This window comes from Arthrobacter sp. (assembly GCF_031179385.1).
GTDB lineage: Bacteria > Actinomycetota > Actinomycetes > Actinomycetales > Micrococcaceae > Arthrobacter_D.
This window is the reverse complement of the sequence record NZ_JAPSHV010000020.1, coordinates 1-21,457: the sequence shown is the minus strand read 5'-3', so window position 1 is coordinate 21,457 and position 21,457 is coordinate 1. Positions and strand designations below refer to the sequence as shown.

The following is a 21,457-nucleotide window of genomic DNA, read 5'->3' as shown; positions in this document are numbered from 1 at the left end:
CATGCCAACAATTGAATTTGACCGCGTCAGCAAGAATTTCGCGGGTAACACCGTGATTCAAGGCTTTGATGCAACGGTTCCGGATAAGGAGTTCCTGGTTCTCCTCGGCCCCTCAGGCTGCGGAAAGTCCACGATGCTTCGAATGATCGCAGGCCTGACGGACATCTCCCAGGGGCAGCTGAAGTTTGATGGAGTGGTTGTAAACGACCTGGAGCCCAAGAAGAGGAATATCGCCTTTGTCTTCCAGTCGTATGCGCTGTACCCGCACATGAGCGTACGGGCCAACATCGGATTCCCTCTGATCATGGACAGTTTCAAATGGTGGCACCATATTCCGGTGGTCGGCGGGTTCGCGCGTCGTGCGTTGATGAACCGAAAAGACATTGCAGCGAAGATCACTGATGTAGCGGAAATGCTGGAGCTGACTGACTACCTTGACCGCCGGCCAAAGGCGCTCTCGGGCGGCCAGCGGCAGCGTGTCGCGGTGGCCCGGTCACTGATTCGCGAGCCTGCGTTGTATCTCCTGGACGAGCCGCTGAGCAATCTCGATGCGAAACTTCGGACCCAAATGAGGGCCGAGATATCCGCCTTGCACGATCGCGTGCAGAAGACTTTTGTCTACGTCACGCATGACCAGGTCGAAGCGATGACCATGGGAACGCGGATCATCGTGCTCAATGACGGACTGGTCCAGCAGTACGGCACACCGAAGGAGATCTATGACCGGCCGGCCAACACGTTCGTCGCCAAATTCATCGGTTCCCCGCCGATGAACCTGATCCCTGTGGACATTCACGGCACCAAGGCTGACATGTTCGGCAACGACCTCTCATTCGCGCCACCCGAAGTCACTGCAGCCCAAAAAGCACATCTCGGAGTCCGTGCGGAGAAGGTCCGGGTACATACGGAGGCTGGATCGGGCGGTTATCCTGCACGGGTCATCACCGTGGAGCACTTGGGTTCGGAGACGGTGGTCGGCTTCAAGTTCGGCTCTGAGGACCACACCACGGAGGTCGGTGCGCGAGCATCCCGAGACCTTTTCTACTCCAAGCTGGTGGGCGACGTCCGCCTCGAACACGGCCAGCTGTGCTCTGTTTCGTTCGACGCGTCCGACGTCCTCTGGTATTCCACGGAAAGCGGGGAGCTGCTCGACGACAGCCCGCAGATGGCTTCCAGCTGACAGCCCGAACAGAACTTGGAATAGCAGCATGACGAACTTGAGTCCTGAAGGTAGTCCTCCGCCGTTATTGTGCCTTGGCGAGACCATGGTGCTTCTTACCGCCGATGATGGTCCGCTGGAGGAAAATAGCCACGTGGGGATTCACGTCGGTGGGGCTGAGAGCAACGTGGCCAGCGGGTTGGCCCACTTGGGGCACGACGTCGAATGGTTCAGTCGGGTGGGTGACGATCCTTTCGGGCGCATCATCATTGATTTCCTCCGGGACCGGGGGGTGCAGCTGGACACTGTCGTCGTCGACAGCACGCGATCCACAGGCATCTACCTTAAAAATAGGGAAGCCGACCGAAGCCGTGTGTTTTACTACAGGTCCGGATCGGCGGCATCGGCGATGGGTCCGGAGGACCTCCTTTCCCTGAACCTGGAACGGCGGTCGTTGTGCCATGTGTCAGGAATTACGCCCGCCCTGTCCACAACGGCCGACGCGCTTATGCAACGCCTGATCATCGAGCGTGAGGTTCCAGGAGTCCAGGTCAGTTTCGACGTCAACTACCGGCCTGCGCTCTGGGACACCGCTGTAGCGGCGCCGCGCCTGCTCGAACTGGCTCGCGGCGCGGACATAGTCGTGGTCGGCCGGGACGAAGCCGAGGCCCTCTGGGACACCCCGCGGGCCGAAGATGTGCGCAATATCCTGCCTGACGTCCCTCACCTAGTGGTGAAGGACGCGGCAATCGGGGCCACCCACTTCGCCGCAGATCGCGCAACATTCGAGCCGGCGCTTAAAGCTGAAGTAGTGGATCCCGTGGGCGCGGGGGACGCCTTCGCAGCCGGGTTCCTCTCAGGAATGGTCCGAAGCCTGGGTGTGCCGAGGGCTCTTCGGTTGGGCCATCTGATGGCTGGTCTCACCCTGCAACATGTCAGCGATTTGCCGGCCCTTCCGCCAGCAAAGTCAATTCTGTCCCTCAGCGATGTGGGGCCCGAAGACTGGGCCGGCATTTCGCTGAGCAGCAGCCATCTGGATGACCTCAGGTCATTCATACCGAAAGGACCTGTCCATGTCAGCTGAAGTAGAGACTCTCATCGAAGGACAACCCGTCATGGCGATCCTCCGGAACATGGAGGCCAAGCGTGCCGTGGAGCTCGCGTCGCGGGCTTGGGATCTGGGCATCGACCTGGTGGAAGTGCCCATCCAATCGCCTGACGCTGTTCCCTCCCTGGAAGCAGTCGTCAAAGCAGGAGCAGAGCGAGGGAAGGTTGTTGGGTCCGGTACCGTGATCACCCCGGAGCAGGTCCGGCGAAGCCGGGAACTTGGAGTGGCGTTCACTGTTGCACCGGGATTGGATGAAGAAGTAGTCAGGCTCTGCCGCGAGATCGGAATGCCACATCTGCCGGGTGTCTCCACTCCCAGCGAAGTACAGGGAGCCGTCCGTCTTGGTTGCAGCGTGGTCAAAGCTTTCCCTGCCTCCGTGTTGGGTACGGACTGGTTCAAAGCGATGCAAGGCCCCTTCCCCGCCGTGAAGTTTGTAGCTACCGGGGGGATAGACGCCACGAATGCTGCCGCGTTCCTCGAGGCCGGTGCCCGAACTGTTGCCGTCGGTTCTGCCCTCGCGGATGAACGTCAACTGGATCTGATCAGCGGAATACTCGCCGACAGAATCGGGGCAGGGGCATGACGAAATCATGATCACTAGCAGGCTGGAGTGAAGAGTAGAGCGCTCACTGTCTCGGCCGCTCAACTCGGGCCGATTCCGCGTTCCGCGACTAAGGCGGAAACCGTGGCAAGGCTTATCAAGTTACTGGAAAGCGCTGCCTCTGAAGGAGCTCAACTGGTCGTCTTCCCGGAAGCGGCGCTAACTCCCTTTTTCCCTCATTGGTTCGTACGTGACCGAAGCGAACTTCTCACCTTCTACGAGACCCGTTTGCCTGGACCGGAAACTCAAGGGCTTTTTGACGCCGCAAGCGAGCTGCAAGTGGCTTTCGTCCTTGGATATGCCGAACGTACAGCAGCGAACCGGTTCTTCAATACCGCGGTGCTGGTTGATGAACTCGGCGAAGTCATCCATAAGTATCGGAAGATTCATTTGCCGGGGTTCGAGCTGAAGCAGGAGGGTGCACCGTTCCAAAACCTTGAGAAACGATACTTTGAAGTAGGAGATCTTGGATTCGGGGTGCGTCGATGGGGCAATGCAGAAATTGGTTTGGCTATCTGTAATGACCGACGATGGCCGGAAACCTATCGGGTGATGGCGCTCCGAGGGGCAGAGGTAGTGTGCCTTGGGTACAACACCCCCGCGCTGACACCTCATTTGCCTGAGAGCGACAGGCTAGTGGACTTTCAGAACCACCTGTCTATGCAGGCGGGTGCTTACCAGAACGCCATGTGGGTTATCGGGACAGCAAAAGCAGGCACTGAGGAAGGCGTCTGCCAAATAGGCGGAAGTGCCATAATTGCGCCGTCCGGCGAAATCGTCGCCACCGCGCGCACAATGGGCGATGAGCTCGTTACCGCTGAGATCGATCTCGACATGGTCACCCGATACCGACGTGACGTCTTCAACTTCTCACAGCATCGACGTCCGGAGCACTACAGCATAATCACCGACCCCGTTTCGCTATAGTTGTTGGGCTGCTGAGCCGCTCCTACCCCAGGGCGTTTTCGGGGAGAGGGCGTTCAGGCTAACGGTTTCTGCTCTCGCGCTCCAGCATCACCGGGCATCAGGGTTTGCCCACCAACGCGCGCAGAGTCTCCGCATTCCGCACGGCGTGGCCGGCGCCGTCGTTATTGAAGTACACGTAGACGTCCCGACCGGAACTGTGCCACTCCGAAATACGGTCCGCCCACCAGCGAAGGTCGGCGTCCGAGTACGAGCCCGCGTAAAGATGCCCGTGATCCGGTCCGTGCAGCCGAACGTACACAAAGGGAGCTGTCGCTTTCAGGACGCAGGGGAGCCCTGCTCCGCTCATCACGCAGTACGCGGCCTGGTGGCGTTCGAGCATCGCGTACACGGCGTCGTCATCCCAGCTCGGATGACGGAACTCGACCGCTACCCGGATCCACCACGGCAGGTGGGTGAGAAAGTAGTCGAGGCGGGCGTCGTCGCGCTCCATGGATGGCGGGAGTTGAAGGAGGAGGGCGGCGCGGCGGTCACCAAGCTCGTGCCAGCAGCGGGCGATCCGCTCGATCCAGACCTCCGGCTGGTACAACTTCTTACCGTGCGTCAGTCCGCGTGGTGCTTTGACGGACATCGCAAACCCCGGCGGAAGGCGACGCCGCCACCCGGCGAACGTCGCGTCGCGCGGCCAGCGGTAGAAGCTGGCGTTGAGCTCCACCGTGTCGAACCGGCTCACGTAGTGGTCCAGCCGTCTCGCCGGCGGTGTCCCATGCGGGTAGCAGACGCCGTTCCAGTGGTCGTAACTCCAGCCGGAGGTTCCGATACGGACTTCGCTCATTGCCCGGTTGACCTAGGGCCCGCTTCACTCACCTTGGTCACACTAGCAACCGGCCGATAGAACGCTCGCGACGTCTGAAGAGCGGGGTTCCGCAGGGTCCCCGACCGGCGTAGAGTCGCCGCATGGCTGGCACACTGGTACGTCCCCGTAACGGCAAACTGATAGCCGGAGTCTGCGCGGCTATCGCAACCGGATTCGGCCTGCCCACGTGGCTTGTCCGGATCGGTTTCATCATCTTCGGACTGGTAGGCATTGGCGAGTTGGTCTACATCATCCTGTGGATCATCCTGCCCAAGTCCAGCGGCTGACCGCCACCGCACGCCGGCTCCGATTCAGGCCGATCGGCTCCTTGCACTTACCGTTGAAGGGATGACTTCCCTTCCGGTACCCAGCGCTCCTGTTCCTACCAGAGGGTGGTTGCGACTCATCCCTGCTCTCCTCCAGGGGGCCGTGATCGGTCTCGTGGAACTCGTTCCCGGAGTCTCCGGCGGCACGATGGCGTTGGTCCTTGGAATCTATGAGCGGCTGATCCGCTCAGCGAACCATGCCGTCCATGGTGTCGCGTCGCTGGTACGTCGCCGCAGCGTCGGGTCAGCCTTGCAGCACCTCAAGCAGGTCGAGTGGGTGCTCGTCCTTCCGCTGGTTGCCGGCATGGTGGTCGCTCTCCTCACCCTTGCCGGACCGCTTCACCACTTCGTTGACACACAACCCGTCCTGGCGCGGGCGCTCTTCTTCGGCATGGTTCTCGCGAGTCTGCTGGTACCGGCGTCGATGGTTCGTCAAGCGACATCGGCAAAGCCAGGTCGCCACGTCCGCAACGTGGCCGTGGTGCTGGCAGTCGCATCGCTTACGTTTCTCTTCCTTGGCATTCCGGCCCTACAGGTCGACGAGCCGCGGTGGTGGATCCTCGTCATCAGTGGAGCGGCAGCGGTTGGGGCGCTCGTACTTCCCGGGCTGTCCGGGTCGTTTGTCCTGCTCACGGTGGGCATGTACGAACCGACTCTGGAAGCCGTCAGCTCCAGGGATCTTGCTTACATCGCGCTCTTTGGCGCCGGCGCATTCCTGGGGCTTGTGACCGTGGTCCGGCTCCTCGCGTACCTCCTGCGCGAACACGAAGTCCCTACGCTCCTGATCGCTACCGGTCTGATCCTTGGCTCAGTCCGCGCTCTTTGGCCCTGGCAAGATGACACAGCGCTGCTCGCCCCAGAGCCCGGCGCCTGGGCAGGCCCTCTGACCGCGGCTGTGGCAGGAGTATCGGTGGTCATCCTGATGTGGCTGCTTGGCCGACGGGCGCACAAGCCAGCCTAGTCTGCCAGGACGTTGGCAGGGGTCATCGGCGTCGCAGAAGCCGTGCGTGTTCCTCAGGGGTGATCGCCAGCAACGAGCCGTGGCGTGCACGGGGCGGCAGGACGGCGTCGTGCACGTGCTTCCATTCCCGCAGCTCCGGGTCAGCGGCTTCGAACAGGTGATAGCCGCTCAGCCCGAATTCGTCGATCAGCAGCAACGGTGCGGAACCGTCGGAGGGCAGGACGACGGCGGGACCCTCGCCCTGCCTGATGTCCCCCTTTCCGGCGGCTACTACCCAGGGCTCAAAGTCAGGGTCGAGCAGGCTGCGGCCGCGTTCAACGAACACGAAAGCGTCATCCTCGGGGCTCCCCGCGGGGCGGGAGGTTGCGGAGAAGCGGTAGCACCACTGGCCCACCTGCAGGAAGGTCACGTCGATGACGGACTTGCCGAGGTCCAGGTACAGGACGGGTGCACTGAAGCTGGCGAAGTCGGCCGTTTCGGTGACGAACATGCGCTGGTAATCACTTCCTGCCTCACCGATGCCCGGAAGCGATGACGCGAAGAACACCAGCCAGGCGTCCCGTTCTATGGACCAGAAGGCTTTCGGGGCCCAGGCGTTGCCGGCGTCCTCACGGGCGATGGGGACGAGCCGCGGGCCGGACCACGTCATCAGGTCCTCGGATTCCCACACGAGGATTGACCGGCTGCCGCGGTGCTCGGCTCGGTCCCAGTCGCCGTCCGTCGCAACGCGCAGGTCGGTGGCGAGCACAACGAACTTGTCACGCGTATGGTCGCGGAAGATGAAGGGGTCCCGCGCGCCGCGCTCGCCGACGTCGCTGATCAGGATGGGGTTGCCATCGTTGAGGGGTATCCACGTCCTTGCATCCGGGCCGGAATTTACGGCGAAGCGGACCTGCTCGCCTTCCTTCTCCGTCTCGGGAGTGAAGTAGGCGAAGAGCCAGCGCTGGGAGGCGTCGTCGTCGTTATGGGTTGTGTCCGCGGAAGCAGCATGGGATGGAGTCACGGGAGTCAGTCTTTCAGACGCTGCCGGCTGCGAATCAGCCGGCATCGGCGTAGAGCTCGGAGGCAAGCGCCACCATGGCGGCAGCGCTCTGGGAGGGCGTCACGGAGCCCGGCCACACGATCGAGACCGGGACGGTTCGAATGACCGGTGTCATGGGGTGGACTACAAGCGGGCGGCCTTCGTAGGTCTGATTCGCTGCCGGTTGTTGAATCAGGATTGCGTAGCCCATCCCGCGTCCGACCAGCGACCGTGTGACCTCGTAGTCCGTTGTGCGGAACCGGATATTGGGCTGCAGCCCGGCGCTGGAGAACATCATCATGGTGTTCTCGCGGCTCGGATTCACGTCCAGCAGGATCATCGGTTCATCGGCCACATCGTTCAACCCAAGGGAAGGCCGGGACGCCAACGGGTGATCCGCTGCCAGCACGATGGAGGGCGCAGCCTCGTACAGGCGCTTGCGCTGCAGCCCGGCGGGCAGCCCCAGGTCGTAAGCGACTGCGAGATCCAGCCGGCCTGCGAGGACCCGTTCCTGAATCTCCGACTGTGGTCCGTCGAAGAAATCGAGCTCCACCAGTGGGTAGAGCCGGCTGTACTGGTCGATGAGGCCAGCGAGCACGGTGGGCGCGAGCGTGCGATAGCAGCCGAGTGTAAGGGCGCCCCGCAGTTCGGTCCCAGCGTCGGAGGCGTGTAATTCGAGGTCCGACGCCGCGTTCAGGAGGCCTTTCGACCGGTCGAGAACGTACTTTCCGGCGGAGGTAAGGGTCACTCCATGAGCCTTACGGCGAATGGTCAGCTGTGCGCCGAAGACGCGTTCAAGGTTGTTGATGGCACCGGAAATGGCTGACTGGGACACATGGAGCTTCTCCGCAGCGGAGGTGAGGCTGCCTTGTTCAGCTACGGCGACAAACGCCTCCAGTTGCCGGAGCGTATACCGTGCCATGAACACCTCACCCAAACCGTGGATATAGCCCTGATTCTTGTACTTTACCTGCTGATATGAGTCAGGCCACACTGAATCCATCAGCAATGTCGCTCAGTGCAGGAGATCAGCCATGAATGTCCAGGGGCCATCCGAGACCGCCGCATGTCCCTTCAGCGGGAACCTGCCCACGGACCCTACCGAACGCGCTGCGGTGTTGGCATCCCTTCCCGCCGACCACGTAGGGTCCGGCAGCGTTGCGGAGAACACCGAGGCGCCCATTGACCCGCCTGTCGCCGACTGGGTCACGATCCCCGAACTCCACCGGAACCCATTCCCGATCTACCGGAGGATGCGCGAAGAGGCGCCAGTGCACTGGGTCCCGGCCGTCAACCGTTACATGGTGACGAGTTACGCCGCCTGCCACGCCATCGAACAGGACGCGGACGTTTTCTCTGCCAATGAGACGGGCTCCCTGATGAAGCGCGCCATGGGGCATTCCATGCTCCGCAAGGACGATCCGGAGCACAAGGTGGACCGCGACTCCTACGGCAGCACGCTCCGGCCGGGCACGATCAAGAAGCATTGGGCCGCCATCTTCGAGGAGAACAACCGGAAGTACCTCGACGAGCTCGTCGCCAAGGGGCCGGGAGCGGACTTCGTCTGGGATTACGCAGCACCCTATGCGGCCGAGAACCTCCGACTGATCTGCGGGTTCCACAACTCCACGCAGGAAGATTTGCAGCGCTGGAGCCAGTCGATGATCGACGGAACCGGCAACTACGCCGATGACGCGGACGTGTGGGCGAAGAGCGAGGCCGCGTCAGCCGAGGTGGACGCGGCAATCGATGACATGATCCCGTACCTGCTGAAGAACCCCGATCACTCCCTCCTCTCGGGGCTGGCCTCCTTGCCGATTCCGCTCGAGTCCGTCAGGGCAAACCTGAAGATGACCATCGGCGGTGGGCTGAATGAACCGCGCGATGTCCTCGCGACCACCGTCTGGGCATTGCTCTCCCACCCCGACCAACTCGCGGATGTCGTGGCTGACTCGAAGCTGCACGCTACGGCTTTCGAGGAATCCGTGCGTTGGGTCGCGCCCATCGGCATGTACCCGCGCCAGACAACCTGCGAGACAGTCCTCGAAGGCGTGCGTATCCCCGAAGGCGCTCGGCTCGGTGTGGTGCTCGGCGCCGCCAACCGGGATCCGGCAGTATTCGTGGATCCGGAGTCGTACAACATCCACCGGGCCAAGAAGCCGCACCTCGGTTTCGGCGGCGGTCAGCACTTCTGCGCCGGCACGTGGATTGCACGGGCACAGGTAGCGCAGGTTGCTATGCCCGCCCTCTTCGACAGACTCCCCGGTCTGCGCCTGGACCCCGACAACGCGGCGGTCGACGCCGGTTGGGTGTTCCGTGGCCTGATCAAGATGCCGGTCCTCTGGGACTAGCCCGGCTCACACGGCGTCCCCTTCCTACTCACCATTCCTTCAGGAGAACCATGCCTACCATCACCTATGTCCAGCCCAGCGGCCAGTCCGACACCGTCACCGTGGAGGACAACACGTCCCTCATGCGCGCCGCAGTCGCCAACAACGTAAACGGCATCGTGGGGGAGTGCGGGGGACAGGCGATGTGCGCCACCTGCCACGTCTACGTCCGTCCCGAGTTTGCAGATGCACTGCCCGACATCAGCGAGGACGAAGAGGAGATGCTCGATTGCACCACTGCCGAACGAACCGACGCCTCCCGTTTGGGCTGCCAGGTTCGCGTCAGCACGGAATTGGACGGCATCGTCGTCGACATCCCTGAGGGACAGGTGTAGGCCGTGAGCGTTGTCATTATTGGGGGAGGCCATGCCGGCCTCCAGGTCGCCGATTCGCTCCGTTCCGGTGGGTACACCAAACCAGTCATCATCATTGAGGACGAGCCGGAGCTTCCCTATCAGCGCCCGCCCCTCTCCAAGGATTACCTGGCTGCTTCAGGGAATCCCGAGCCGCTGCCCCTGCGCACGCCGTCGTTCTATCAGGACAAGGACATTGACCTGAGAGCGGGCGTGAGAGCGACGGACATAGATAGGGACGCCAGCACGGTCACGCTCTCGGACGGATCGGTCCTTAATTACGAGCACCTGGTTCTCGCCACCGGCGCACGCAACCGCGAGCTGGCGTGTGCTGGCGCAACACTGGAGGGTGTACGGGGCCTGAAGACTCTGGAGGATGCCCGGGCTCTGCACAGTGCGCTGGCCACGGCACGGAACGTGGTGGTTGTCGGTGCCGGCTTCATCGGGCTCGAATTCGCAGCAGCAGCACACGCCCACGGGTGTTCCGTCACAGTCCTGGAATTCGCCCCGCGGCCGATGGGACGGGCGCTGACTCCGACGACGGCGGAATGGTTTGCACGGAAGCACCAGGAGAGTGGCATCCAACTGCGGCTCAATGAAGGTATCGACCATTTCGACGTCGGTCCTGACGGCCGCGTCGGTGCTGCAGTGTCAACTGCCGGTACTACGTACCCGGCTGACCTTGTGGTGGTGGGTATCGGCGTCGTACCGAATGATGACATCGCCGCCCGCGCCGGACTCCAGACGCAGAATGGAATCCTCGTCGAGTCCACACTGAGGACCTCGGACCCCTCGATCCTCGCTATCGGGGACTGCGCCAGCTACCCGAGCGTCCATACCGGGGCTGTCACCCGACTGGAGTCCGTTCAGAACGCAGCGGCCCACGGTCGCCATGCAGCCCAGACCATCCTCGGAACGCTGACGAACTACACGGATGTTCCCTGGTTTTGGTCGACGCAGGGCAAGCTGCGCCTGCAGATGGCCGGTATCGCCCAGGCGGACGACGACGTCGTAGTCATCGGGAATCCGGGTGCCGCCGCCTTTTCAGTCCTCTGCTACCGCGACGGTCAGCTTGTAGCGGTTGAATCCGTCAACGCGCCGGCCGACCACATGGCAGCGCGCAAGCTGCTTGCCGCCGGTCGTGGACCGGATCCCGCCGAAGCGGCAGTGGCCGGCTTCAGCCTGAAGGAATACGCACGGGCCGCCCTTCTCGCCGCAGCCTGATACCAATCCTGAAACCAATCGCATCCACCTCATTCACCGTTCATCCCAGGAGAAAACATGTCCGCAGTATCGGCAGCTGCCGCGTCGAAGGCGACGCAACGGCGCGTCGCGTTCGCCACAATAGTCGGCACCACCATCGAGTGGTACGACTTCTTCATCTACGCCACGGCCGCCGGGTTGGTCTTCGCACAGGTCTTCTTCGCGCCCGCCGGTGAATCCATCGGTCTTCTGCTGGCGTTCGCTTCCGTAGGTATCAGTTTCCTCTTCCGGCCGCTGGGAGCATTCCTTGCCGGACACTTCGGGGACAAGATCGGCCGACGTCCGATGCTGGTGCTGACGCTCATTCTGATGGGTGCGGCAACCACGCTGATCGGCGTTCTGCCCACCTACGAAAGTATCGGCGTCCTCGCGCCGATCCTGTTGCTGCTGCTGAGGATCCTGCAGGGGATCTCCGCCGGAGGTGAGTGGGGCGGCGCCGTCCTCATGGCCGTCGAACACGCACCGCGCGACCGCCGGGGCCGTGCAGGGTCCTTCCCCCAGCTCGGCGTCCCGCTCGGCATGTTGCTTGCCTCAGGGGTCACCGCCGTCATGACCGGCTGGGTTTCCCCGGGCGAGGCGTTCATCGAGTGGGGTTGGAGGGTTCCCTTCCTCCTGAGTATCGTCCTGATCGCCGTGGGCTACATGGTCCGCCGTGCGGTCGATGAGTCACCCGTCTTCGAGGAAATTGCGGCCCGTAAGCAGCAGACCAAGGTTCCGGCAGCTGAACTGTTCCGCAAGCACTGGCTGTTGGTCCTCCTGGCCGCCCTGGTCTTCGCCGGAAACAACGCTGCCGGTTACATGGCGACCGGAGGGTTCATTCCCAGCTACGCGACGGCAGAGGTTGGGCTGGACCGCACCGACGTACTCTTGGCCATCACGTTCGCCGCTGCGATGTGGTTCATCTTCACCTTCATCTCCGGGTTCCTGGCCGACAAGATCGGGCGCAGGAAGACCTACCTGATTGGTTTTGGCTCGCAGGCGTTGATGGTCTTCCCGCTGTTCTGGCTCATCGACACGGGATCGTTGCCGCTGCTGTACGTGGCGCTGGGCCTCTTCACCATTGGACTCGGGCTGAGTTACGGTCCGCAGGCCGCCTGGTACAGCGAAATCTTCCCGGCATCCGTGCGCTTTTCGGGAGTATCCATCTCCTACGCTCTTGGTGCCATCCTCGGCGGAGCGTTTGCCCCAACCATCGCGCAGGCGCTGATCCAGAACACCGGAACCAGCGCGTCCGTGTCGCTGTACCTGTTGGGCATGACCGTGCTTTCCACGATTGCGGTCCTCATTCTTCGGGACCGCAAGGGGATTGATTTGTCCATCGATAATCAGGCGGAGCAGGAAGTCGGGGCCACGGTCTTCGACAAGCGCCGCGAACCGGCCTTCGAAAGGGCTGGCGCCTAGGCTCTCCCACTCCGTCAAGGGCTGGCTGTCCCGGACTCCTCCGGGGTGGCCAGCCCTTTCTGCGTCCCAGAACGGGTGGTCATCCATGCTCAGGCCTCGTCTGTGCCTCGAAGGTTTAGCGGATCGTCCATAGGGAAGGCTCATATCGCTATGTTGCTCCACCGCTGTGCACACCTAGATTTAGCGCATCGGTACAAATGATCCCCTGTTTTGCAGTGCAAAGGAGCATGTATGTTCGGCAACCATTCCTCGGGCCGACGGTCGGCGCTGGCCGCATCGGTAATCATCGTTTTAGCCGGCGGCCTCGCAGCCTGCAGTAGCCCTGGAGGTGAAAGCGCTCCTGCTGCTCAGGAAGGCCCCGTGGATATCACCTTCCAGTCCTGGGTGCCGAACATCGATCAGGCTGTGGACGCCTATAACGATTCTCAGGACGAGGTGAACGTTACGCTGGAAACCATCACGGCGGGTCCCGACGGCGGGTACGCGAAGATGCTTTCGGCGGTTCAGGCCGGTAACCCCGCCGACGTCGTTCAGCTTGGGTACGACGCCATCCCGGACTTCCTGGTCAATGATGCACTTGAAGACATCACTGAGTATGTCGGAGACCAGGAGGAGAAGTTCGTTCCCTGGCAGTGGCAGACCGGCGTCTTCAATGACAGCGTTTATGCTGTTCCGCAAGCCAGCGGACCCCTCGGTCAGTTCTACCGCAAAGACATCTTTGATTCCTTGGGCATTGAGTACCCAACGACCTGGGACGAGTACTACGAAGCCGCGAAGAAGATTCGGGCTTCGGACCCTGACCGTTACATCACCGCGTTCGCCTTCAACCAGGCTCCTTGGCTGATTGGTCTGTCCCAGCAAGGCGGCGGAAACTGGTTCACGCCAGAGAACGATGCGTGGACGGTCACCATCAACGATGACGAAACTCTCAAGGTCGCAGAGTTCTGGCAGAAGATGATTGACGAGGATCTCGTCAAGATCGAAGCGGACTTCTCGAGCGAATGGAATGCAGACATCCAGAGCGGCAACGTCGTCACCTGGATCTCCGGATCCTGGGCTGACGCTATCCTCCGCGGTACTGCTCCCGACACCGCCGGGCAGTGGGCTGTGGGCGCGGTGCCTCAGTGGAAGGCCGGGGAGAATGTCTCCGCAACGTGGGCTGGTGGTTCCGCGAGCGCTGTGCTCAAGGGGTCGGATAATCCGAAGGAGGCCGCTGAATTCGCTGCCTGGCTCAACTCAGATCCCGAAAGCGTCAGCATCCTGACGAGCGTCGGGGCAGGCTGGCCGGCTATTGCCGACACGGCGTCTATCGCTTCCCTCCAGGATGATCCTGAAGTCTTTGCCTTCTACGGGGGACAAGACATCTGGGATGTGTTTGCGGAGTCCGACAAGAATGTCGACAACTCCTGGAAGTGGCCTCCTCTGTCCTCGACACTCTTTGCATCCCTCAGCGACAACGTGAAGAGTGCGGTCGAGAGTGGAACCCCGCTGACAGACGCCTACGACAAAACCCAGGACGAAATGAGCAGTGCGCTCAAGGACAAGGGAATTTCGGTCAATTGAGCCAGACCCGAACGGCGGGGCGAGTTACTCGCCCCGCCGCTGCCCCAACATCTCGAAATCACGAAGTAACCACACCTCGAGGTAAGGCTAGGCGGCATCCCAACCTGGCTTTGGTGGTTTTGGTAACGCCCTTCGCTGCCATGTTTGCTGCGTTCTTCATCGCTCCCATCGTCTATGCGATCGGCGACAGCCTGTTTTCTACGAAGGCATCAGGACTTGGATTCGGGGCTCCTGAGAAGGTTTTTGTTTTCCTCGACAACTACGCGGCGGCGCTGAGCAATCCCTCATTCGTCGCGAGCCTCGGACGGCTGCTCGCATTCGCCGCCATCGAGGTGCCGCTCATGGTGGTGACAGCCGTCGGGCTCGCTCTGCTCATCGATTCGGCTAGTGCACGGTTCCCCCGGCTTTTTCGTGTTGTGTTCTTCATTCCTTACGGCGTGCCTGGAGTGATTGCCGCGTTGCTCTGGGGCTTCCTCTATATCCCGGCAACGAGTCCGATCCTGCAGGTCCTGTCGGCCGCAGGCATCAGCGTGAACCCATTGGACACGAACAGCATTCTGTTCGCCATCGCGAATATCGCGTTGTGGGGTTTCGCCGGTTACAACATGTTCATCCTCATCGCGGCGCTGAACGCGATCCCGTCCGAATTGTTCGAAGCAGCGAAGATTGACGGGGCTTCGGAATGGGCCATCACGTGGCGGATCAAGCTGCCCCTCGTGCGCCCCTCCGTCATCCTCGTCACCGTTTTCACCATCATCGGGACCCTGCAGCTTTTCGTCGAACCCCTGGTCCTGCGTCCCCTGACTACAGCGATCAGCTCCGACTACACGCCGAACCTCGCCGCGTACAACCAGTCCTTCTCCCAGGGCAATCCGAACCTTGCCGCAGCTATGGCAGTGATCGTCGCCGTGCTGGGCTTCGCCTTCTCCTTCGGATTCCTCCGGCTCGTGAACCGCAAAGGAAACCGCGCGTGGTAAGCCAGAATCAACGCATCCGTCCGCCCCTGACGAGCTCGATCGCAGTCAACAGCGTGCTCGTGATCGCCGCCTTGTACTTCCTGCTGCCGATCCTCTGGGTCCTTGTTGCAGCGACCAAGAGCCCGGGGGAGCTCTTCAGCAGTTTCGGGCTGTGGTTCACGAACTCACCGCAGGCTTGGGAAAATCTCCGGAACGTCTTCACCCAGGACGGCGGCATCTTCACCGCCTGGGTGCTGAATAGCGTCCTCTACTCAGCGGTCGGTGCGCTGGTCGCAACGGCGTTATCGGCCGCCTGCGGCTATGCGATCGCCAAGTATGCCTTCGCCGGGCGGGAGCTGTTGTTCTCGATCATTCTCGGTGGAGTGCTCGTTCCTGCTACAGTCATCGCTCTCCCTCTGTACTTCCTCCTCAATGCAGTGGACCTCACCGGCACCTACTGGTCAGTCCTGCTACCCAGCATGGTGAGTCCCTTCGGCGTGTACCTTGCACGAATCCATGCAAACGCCGCAGTGCCGGATGAGATCATCGAAGCCGCACGCATCGATGGGGCGGGAGACCTGAGAATCTTTGCGGCGATAGCGACCCGCATGATGTCGCCGGCACTCGTGACGATCTTCCTGTTCCAGTTCGTCACCATCTGGAACAACTACCTGCTCCCCTTGGTCATGCTCAATGAGACGAAAACCTTCCCTCTGACACTCGGACTGACCCTGTGGAACTCCCAGACTCAGCGGGACCCGATGTTCTACCAGCTCGTTGTCACCGGTTCGGCGCTGTCGGTGGTCCTCCTCGTGGCGCTCATGATCGGACTTCAACGCTTTTGGAGAGCTGATCTTACGGCTGGGGCAAGCAAGGGATAGGTCGCCCCGCCCGCGTCGAAGGCTCATATGGAGTACGACGTCGTCAGTGTCAGCCTTTGCGCTCGGCCCGATAGGCGGTGGGGCTCAGCCCGTGCACGCGCCGGAACTGCCGGGAGAAGTAGAACTGATCGTCCATGCCGATCGCGCGTCCCACCTGCGCGACCGACAGGACGGTGGTGTCCAGCAGCAGCCTTGCGCGCGCCATCTTGAGGGCAAGGTGGTGTGCCAGCACCCCTCCGCCTGTCGCTTCCCGGAAAAGCTTGCTCAGTTGTGACGACGACACCCCGACCAGGGCTGCAAGGTCAGGAACACGAATGCTTCCGTCGATACGCTCTTCCAGGAACCGCATCGCCTGTTCGAGCGGTGCGCCGCGCTCCGGGGATCGGCGGTCGACGGCCAGCAGGGTCAACAGGCGCCAGGCCAATCCGGATGTTGCGATGAGGCGGGCGGGCGACTGATCCCGCTCGAGATCGGTGACAATCTCGTCGAGTATCGCGGTAAGCCGGTCGACGGCGACGAGCCCAATAAGGGGCCGCTCCTCGCTGATGCCGGCTTCCCCAATGATTTCGGGCACATCTGTTCCCCTCACATGGCACCACCAAATGGTCCAGGGATTCTGAGCCAATGCTCCATACGCGTGCGGTGTCCCCGTGTTTCCGGGGAGGACTACTGCCGTCCCTTTCTCAACCTGACTCCGGACGCCACCGACCTCAACCCAGCCACTACCGGCAACACAGAGCATGACGATTGTCTCGGGCGCTCCTGACGGGCGCCGCCGTCCATGGCTTTCAGCACGGGGAAAGAAGCCGGCATCGGTGACGACCATCCGCCGGGTAACCGGGCGGCTGAGCGCATCCCGAATCAGGGGCCGGGGCACCACCACCAGACGCTGATGATCAAAGCCGGTTGCCCGCTCGACCATGGGCTCTTCGGAATCGGATCGTCCATGCATGCCTCATTATGTGCCATGGTGAACCATCAACTGAATTCCTAGAGTTGCTTGTGTGACCCTAGCCAATGACGCCAAGAGCTCGATTACCCTTCCTCCAGCCCCTGCCGATCAGCGGGCATTGCTTGACGACGGCGGTGTGGCCTGCTGGAGCGAAGCTGTTTCCATTGACACCTACGAGCCCGAGGCACCGGACGAGTATCCGCTGTTCCTGGACCGCCGGGTGTATCAGGGCTCGAGCGGCCGCGTTTACCCCATCCCGTTTACCGACCGGATCTCCACCACAAAGAAGCCGCGGTTATGGCAGGCCATCCATCTTGAGAACAAGTGGATCCGGCTGATGATCCTGCCTGAGCTCGGCGGACGCATCCACATCGGTTATGACAAGACCAACGACTACGACTTCTTCTATCGCAACAACGTCATCAAACCTGCCCTGGTGGGGCTGGCCGGTCCCTGGATCTCAGGCGGAGTGGAGTTCAACTGGCCGCAGCACCACCGTCCGGGTACCTATCTGCCGGTGGAGACCGCCGTCGAGCGTTCTGATGACGGAACCGTGACCGTGTGGCAAAGCGATCTAGACCCACTGCAGCGCATGAGGGGAAGCCACGGAATACGGATCCGCCCAGACAGCTCCGTGATCGAGGTGGCAGTTCGGCTCTACAACCGTACCGACATGCCGCAGACGTTCCTGTGGTGGGCGAACGTTGCAGCACGGGTCCACGAGGAATACCAGTCCTTTTTCCCGACGGACGTCAACTACGTTGCAGATCACGCACGCCGGGCCATCACCGCCTTTCCCCGTGCAGACAGGCCGTACTACGGCGTCGACTACCCGGCCCTGGTGAGCGACACCAACCCGGACGCTGACCGCATCGACTTCTACGGCAACATTCCCGTCCCCACCTCGTACATGATCACCGACACCCAGGACGATTTCTTCGGCGGGTATGACCACCGCGCGCAAGCAGGCTTCATCCACTGGGCTGACCGCTCGATCGCCCCGGGAAAGAAGCAGTGGACCTGGGGCACCGGTGCCGTCGGTCAGGCCTGGGACAGGCTCCTGACAGACACCGACGGTCCGTATGTTGAGCTCATGGCCGGCGTCTTCACTGACAATCAGCCGGACTTCAGCTACCTCGCCCCGGGCGAGACGCGCACCTTCAGCCAGTTCTGGTATCCCATCCACGCCATCGGCCCAGCGCACCAAGCCACCCGCAACCTTGCCGTCTCGCTGCAGGCCCGGGCCGGCTCTCCGGAGGTGACGGTTGGCGTTTCCAGCGCGAGGACTCTCGACGACGCGCGGATTGTCCTGCAGCGGGACGGGCGAGTGCTGTGGGAGACGCGCGCTACCCTGGCGCCCGGCGCCCCCTTCACCTCCACTGTCATGCTCGACGACGACGGCGGCCCCGGGCTCACGCTGCAGGTTTTCCACGACGGCGGCGAACTGATCAGGTGGACGGTTTCCGCCGCATCCACCGATACCCCCGAACCGTGGGTTGCTACCGAGCCGCCGTTGCCGGCGGATGTGTCCTCAAGCGACGAGCTCTACATCACGGGCACGCACCTGCAGCAATACCGGCATCCCACCCGATCCCCTGCCCCGTACTTCCAGGAAATTCTCGACCGCGATCCACACGATCACCGCGCCTGCCTTGCCCTGGGTGACTGGCACCACCGCCGTGGTCAGTACGGGGAGGCCCGCGAGCTCTATGAGCGGGCCCTTGCGAGGCTGACCCGTCGGAACCTCAATCCGCCAACGGGCGAGGCGCACTACCGGCTTGGGCTTTTGGCCGAGCGGGCGGGGCAGCTAGATGATGCGGGCGTCTTGTTCGGCAAGGCCGCCTGGGATAAGGCCTGGGTGCATTCGGCACGACTGGGCGCATCGCGCATCGCACTCCGGGCCGGAAAGTCCTTGGAAGCCCTTGAATCCGCCCGTATCGCCGAAGCTCACGACCTGCTGAGCCCTGGCCCGCGGCACCTAATGATCCTTGCGTTGCGTCAGATCGGCAGGGACACCGAAGCGGCGGAGCTCCTGGAACGATGCCTTGCTGACGACCCGCTGGACCCTGTGTCGCAGGCACTGGCCCATGGCCTGACGCCGCTCGACCCGCGAACGGTCCTCACCGTGGCATGCGAACTGTGGCGCCTCGGTGATCGTGACACAGCTTTTGCCCTCACCGCCCAACCGCTGACATCGACGCTGAGCACCTTCGGTAATCAGGAGCCCCTGCGGCACTATCTCCGGGCACTGTGGTTTGATGCCGTTGGAGAAAGCGGCAAGGCATCGGACGAGAGGGCGGAGGCCCGCGCGTCGGACACCACCTTTGCCTTCCCATCAGGCCTCGACGAATACGATGCGCTGACGGCAGCCGTCACTGCACAACCGGAAGACCCGGTGGCGCATGCCCTCCTGGGCGCCTGGCTCATCGACGCCGGACGCATCGACGAGGCCGGCCGTTCACTTGGGCAGGCGCGGCGCCTGGGTTCAACCGACGCCGTGGCGTGGAGAAACGCTGCCATCGCAGAGGTCAACGGGAACGGATCGATGGCGGACGCTGCGCGCTTCTTCGACCACGCTCTGACCCTTCGTCCGGGAGATCCTCGATTGGTCTTCGAGCGGGCACTGCTCGCCGAACTCGCTGACGAACCGCGTGCAGCGCGCTTGCCGGCAATCGAACAGTATTGTCCGGGAGTACTCGTCCGTGATGATCTCACCCTGCACTACGTGAATTTGCTGGTCGACGTGGGCCGTTCGGAGGAGGCTCTGGTGATCATGCAGGAGCGCACTTTCCAGCCCTTCGAGGGTGGAGAAGGGCAGGCGCTTGCCGCCTACGACCGCGCGTCCCTCGCCGTTGCGCGCTCCCTGATCGCAACCGATCCATCCGCAGCGGTGGAGCTTCTAGCCGCAGGCATCGAGGCACCGCTCAACCTTTCCGAGGGGCGCCATCCAGCAGACATCCTCGCTCAGCGATACGTGCTGCTTGGTGAAGCGCTTGAAGCGACGGGGGACAACGAGAGGGCCCGGGAGGCACTGATACGAGCATGCGCGCGGAACCGTGCGTTCGCCGTCGGGCGCGCGATCGATGAGCAGGACTACTGGCGGGGTGTCGCGCACGCCCGCCTGGGCGATGCGGAGGGAGCATCGGACGTGTGGGCTGCGCTTGAGGCGCGGGCCGCTGAACTGGAAGCCGTGGGCCCGCACGTGGACTACTTCGCCACGTCGCTGCCCGAGCTGCTGCTCTTCGCACGGAAGCCGGAGGCAGAACAGGACTTGCTGGCTGGCAGGCTGAGGGCGCTCGGCGAGCAGGGACGAAACCTACGCATAAGGGAAGGCATCACACGATGAACGAGCGGTATCTGGGGTCAGGGACGATCGACTCCACTGACTCCACGCTGACCGGACCCATTCCCGGGCACCTTCCGGACCGGCTGACGATCTGTCTGTGGGACTTCTCCTGGTACACGCGAGCGGAACCGGGCGGACCATACGCGGATCTCGACGCAGCGTGTGCTGAGACCGCGGCGCTTGGCTATAACGCCATCCGCATTTGTGCGGCACCGCTGCTGCTCTTTGGGGAGCTTGGCCTGGATCAGATGGCGCGGTCGCTGGAGATCGAGGGTCTCGGCGCTGCGCCGGGCGGAGGGTTCTATGGGGAGCGTACCCGCTGGTATGACACGCCGGGCGGTTACACCATCAACTTGCATGACCGTTTCCAGGAGTTATTCGACTCGGCTGCTCGGCACGGACTCGTCGTCCTGCTGGCCAGTTGGGAGTTCCAGCAGAGCCCCGCGTTCGCCCGGTCGGAGGAGTGGTTTCGGGCTATCGACCGGGTGGCGATCCAGGATCGATACACCGTCTTGGCTGAGGCATGGCATCGGCTCATTACCGCGGTGACGGACGCAGGCTACCGGGAGCAGATTGCACTGGTGGAATTGCACAACGAAGTGGACTTCTCGATCCTGCCGGCACTGCACGACGGCGGCAGTGCGGCGGTCCTTCGCCTCCGCGAACAGCATCCGGACCTGCTGATTACCGCAAGCTTCGGGAAGCCTCCACACCTCACGATGCATCAGCTGCCGGATGGGCTCGGTGCCGCCCAGTTCCACATCTACAGCTACGGCGTGCTCGATGCGTTGCAGAAGCGGATAGACATCAGGTCCGAAAGGAGCGCCGGTTTTCCGAATGTTGAGTTGCAGGCGCTGCTGAACCCGGATGCGCCGACACCGGCCGAGTATGGGCGACCGGCGGAGTGGAAATACCAGGCCACGGTTGTAACGGACCAGATGGTGTACGGGTACGACTGGGTGGATGCCGATGCCTGGGACACCTGGCTGTACAACGAGTACGGCACCTACCGGGAGGTCATGCGCCGCGAGATCGAGTCGCGGGTGACTGCGGTTGCCGGGTGGGCGCGGTGGCAGCAGATTCCGGCACTCATCGGGGAGGGCTGGATCGGTTACACGCCGCTGAACGGGAACTTTGAGGAGGGTCCGATAGGGCGGGAACTCGCTGAACACGGTATCCGGGTAGCGCTGGAGCAGGGCGTCTGGGGGATGGTGCTGGGATCCAACGCGGCGCCGCATCACCCGATGTGGTCCAACAAGGACTGGATCCGGCGAACCAATGCTTTCATCCGGGACTACGGAAGCGCGACCACGAAGGGGTAGATGTACGACGCTCCAACGACCAGTATTCGCTGAGGCTTCGATCCGTAGTCATCCGGCGGACGAGCTTGACTACT

General features: G+C 62.5%; 19 protein-coding genes. 15 read left to right on the top strand and 4 right to left on the bottom strand.

The genetic code is table 11. The annotated features are described in order from the left end of the window. Window position 1 precedes the first annotated feature (1 nt). From RIF85_RS05235 to RIF85_RS05220, 4 genes are read left to right on the top strand one after another with little or no spacing between them, the layout of a single operon-like run. On the top strand, window positions 2-1,180 hold the full coding sequence (locus RIF85_RS05235) for an ABC transporter ATP-binding protein (RefSeq protein ID WP_309070857.1): 1,179 nt from the start codon (window positions 2-4) through the stop codon (window positions 1,178-1,180). Window positions 1,181-1,208: 28 nt separating this feature from the next. Further along, complete coding sequence (locus tag RIF85_RS05230) at window positions 1,209-2,243, top strand: sugar kinase (RefSeq protein ID WP_309070856.1); 1,035 nt, start codon at window positions 1,209-1,211, stop codon at window positions 2,241-2,243. After that, entirely contained in the window at window positions 2,233-2,850 is a 618-nt protein-coding gene (locus tag RIF85_RS05225; RefSeq protein WP_309070855.1) for a bifunctional 4-hydroxy-2-oxoglutarate aldolase/2-dehydro-3-deoxy-phosphogluconate aldolase, read from the top strand. Before RIF85_RS05230 ends, RIF85_RS05225 begins: the two co-directional genes overlap by 11 nt. 27 nt (window positions 2,851-2,877) lie before the next feature. Next, complete coding sequence (locus RIF85_RS05220; RefSeq protein ID WP_309070854.1) at window positions 2,878-3,795, top strand: nitrilase-related carbon-nitrogen hydrolase; 918 nt, start codon at window positions 2,878-2,880, stop codon at window positions 3,793-3,795. A 97-nt stretch (window positions 3,796-3,892) separates the two neighbouring features. On the opposite strand, the gene RIF85_RS05215 is transcribed toward RIF85_RS05220, so the two are convergent. Beyond that, window positions 3,893-4,627: a DUF72 domain-containing protein gene (locus RIF85_RS05215; RefSeq protein ID WP_309070853.1), complete on the bottom strand. Its 735-nt coding sequence runs from the start codon at window positions 4,625-4,627 to the stop codon at window positions 3,893-3,895. Between the two features lie 122 nt (window positions 4,628-4,749). Between RIF85_RS05215 and RIF85_RS05210 the strand changes: the two genes are divergently transcribed. Then, window positions 4,750-4,935 (top strand): PspC domain-containing protein, encoded by a 186-nt coding sequence (locus tag RIF85_RS05210; protein WP_309070852.1) that lies wholly within the window; start codon window positions 4,750-4,752, stop codon window positions 4,933-4,935. 61 nt (window positions 4,936-4,996) lie between these two features. Next, window positions 4,997-5,935, top strand: coding sequence for a DUF368 domain-containing protein (locus tag RIF85_RS05205; RefSeq protein ID WP_309070851.1), 939 nt, complete (start codon window positions 4,997-4,999; stop codon window positions 5,933-5,935). A 22-nt stretch (window positions 5,936-5,957) separates the two neighbouring features. Here the strand turns inward: RIF85_RS05205 and RIF85_RS05200 are convergent, their stop codons facing one another. After that, entirely contained in the window at window positions 5,958-6,938 is a 981-nt protein-coding gene (locus tag RIF85_RS05200; RefSeq protein ID WP_309070850.1) for a glycoside hydrolase family 43 protein, read from the bottom strand. 34 nt (window positions 6,939-6,972) lie between these two features. Next, window positions 6,973-7,878 (bottom strand): LysR substrate-binding domain-containing protein, encoded by a 906-nt coding sequence (locus RIF85_RS05195; protein WP_309070849.1) that lies wholly within the window; start codon window positions 7,876-7,878, stop codon window positions 6,973-6,975. Between the two features lie 112 nt (window positions 7,879-7,990). Between RIF85_RS05195 and RIF85_RS05190 the strand changes: the two genes are divergently transcribed. The 7 genes from RIF85_RS05190 (at window position 7,991) to RIF85_RS05160 (ending at window position 15,763) form a co-directional block, all read left to right on the top strand. Beyond that, window positions 7,991-9,307 (top strand): cytochrome P450, encoded by a 1,317-nt coding sequence (locus RIF85_RS05190; RefSeq protein WP_309070848.1) that lies wholly within the window; start codon window positions 7,991-7,993, stop codon window positions 9,305-9,307. 50 nt (window positions 9,308-9,357) lie between these two features. Beyond that, window positions 9,358-9,681 carry a 2Fe-2S iron-sulfur cluster-binding protein gene (locus tag RIF85_RS05185; RefSeq protein WP_309070847.1) on the top strand — a complete coding sequence of 108 codons (324 nt, stop codon included), beginning with the start codon at window positions 9,358-9,360 and terminating at the stop codon, window positions 9,679-9,681. Between the two features lie 3 nt (window positions 9,682-9,684). Beyond that, the gene (locus RIF85_RS05180; protein ID WP_309070846.1) at window positions 9,685-10,923 is read left to right on the top strand and encodes an FAD-dependent oxidoreductase; all 1,239 of its coding nucleotides are present in this window, start codon (window positions 9,685-9,687) and stop codon (window positions 10,921-10,923) included. A 57-nt stretch (window positions 10,924-10,980) separates the two neighbouring features. Then, window positions 10,981-12,363: an MFS transporter gene (locus RIF85_RS05175; RefSeq protein WP_309070845.1), complete on the top strand. Its 1,383-nt coding sequence runs from the start codon at window positions 10,981-10,983 to the stop codon at window positions 12,361-12,363. Window positions 12,364-12,723: 360 nt separating this feature from the next. Continuing rightward, window positions 12,724-13,926, top strand: coding sequence for an extracellular solute-binding protein (locus tag RIF85_RS05170; RefSeq protein ID WP_309070844.1), 1,203 nt, complete (start codon window positions 12,724-12,726; stop codon window positions 13,924-13,926). A 113-nt stretch (window positions 13,927-14,039) separates the two neighbouring features. Continuing rightward, entirely contained in the window at window positions 14,040-14,903 is an 864-nt protein-coding gene (locus tag RIF85_RS05165) for a sugar ABC transporter permease (RefSeq protein WP_309070843.1), read from the top strand. Next, window positions 14,897-15,763 carry a carbohydrate ABC transporter permease gene (locus RIF85_RS05160; RefSeq protein ID WP_309070842.1) on the top strand — a complete coding sequence of 289 codons (867 nt, stop codon included), beginning with the start codon at window positions 14,897-14,899 and terminating at the stop codon, window positions 15,761-15,763. Before RIF85_RS05165 ends, RIF85_RS05160 begins: the two co-directional genes overlap by 7 nt. Window positions 15,764-15,812: 49 nt before the next feature. Here RIF85_RS05160 and RIF85_RS05155 read toward each other — a convergent pair whose 3' ends face one another. Continuing rightward, window positions 15,813-16,715 (bottom strand): AraC family transcriptional regulator, encoded by a 903-nt coding sequence (locus RIF85_RS05155; protein ID WP_309070841.1) that lies wholly within the window; start codon window positions 16,713-16,715, stop codon window positions 15,813-15,815. A 52-nt stretch (window positions 16,716-16,767) separates the two neighbouring features. Between RIF85_RS05155 and RIF85_RS05150 the strand changes: the two genes are divergently transcribed. Further along, entirely contained in the window at window positions 16,768-20,061 is a 3,294-nt protein-coding gene (locus RIF85_RS05150; RefSeq protein WP_309070840.1) for a DUF5107 domain-containing protein, read from the top strand. Next, entirely contained in the window at window positions 20,058-21,383 is a 1,326-nt protein-coding gene (locus RIF85_RS05145; RefSeq protein WP_309070839.1) for a cellulase-like family protein, read from the top strand. The genes RIF85_RS05150 and RIF85_RS05145 overlap by 4 nt, the downstream gene beginning before the upstream one ends. Window positions 21,384-21,457: the final 74 nt, after the last annotated feature.

Bases quoted from the DNA above. Each gene is read 5' to 3' on its own strand.
- RIF85_RS05175 (WP_309070845.1), top strand. From the start codon at position 10,981: ATGTCCGCAGTATCGGCAGCTGCCGCGTCGAAGGCGACGCAACGGCGC.
- RIF85_RS05205 (WP_309070851.1), top strand. From the start codon at position 4,997: ATGACTTCCCTTCCGGTACCCAGCGCTCCTGTTCCTACCAGAGGGTGG.
- RIF85_RS05235 (WP_309070857.1), top strand. From the start codon at position 2: ATGCCAACAATTGAATTTGACCGCGTCAGCAAGAATTTCGCGGGTAAC.
- RIF85_RS05225 (WP_309070855.1), top strand. From the start codon at position 2,233: ATGTCAGCTGAAGTAGAGACTCTCATCGAAGGACAACCCGTCATGGCG.
- RIF85_RS05185 (WP_309070847.1), top strand. From the start codon at position 9,358: ATGCCTACCATCACCTATGTCCAGCCCAGCGGCCAGTCCGACACCGTC.
- RIF85_RS05190 (WP_309070848.1), top strand. From the start codon at position 7,991: ATGAATGTCCAGGGGCCATCCGAGACCGCCGCATGTCCCTTCAGCGGG.
- RIF85_RS05210 (WP_309070852.1), top strand. From the start codon at position 4,750: ATGGCTGGCACACTGGTACGTCCCCGTAACGGCAAACTGATAGCCGGA.
- RIF85_RS05145 (WP_309070839.1), top strand. From the start codon at position 20,058: ATGAACGAGCGGTATCTGGGGTCAGGGACGATCGACTCCACTGACTCC.
- RIF85_RS05230 (WP_309070856.1), top strand. From the start codon at position 1,209: ATGACGAACTTGAGTCCTGAAGGTAGTCCTCCGCCGTTATTGTGCCTT.
- RIF85_RS05215 (WP_309070853.1), bottom strand. From the start codon at position 4,627: ATGAGCGAAGTCCGTATCGGAACCTCCGGCTGGAGTTACGACCACTGG.
- RIF85_RS05195 (WP_309070849.1), bottom strand. From the start codon at position 7,878: ATGGCACGGTATACGCTCCGGCAACTGGAGGCGTTTGTCGCCGTAGCT.
- RIF85_RS05155 (WP_309070841.1), bottom strand. From the start codon at position 16,715: ATGCATGGACGATCCGATTCCGAAGAGCCCATGGTCGAGCGGGCAACC.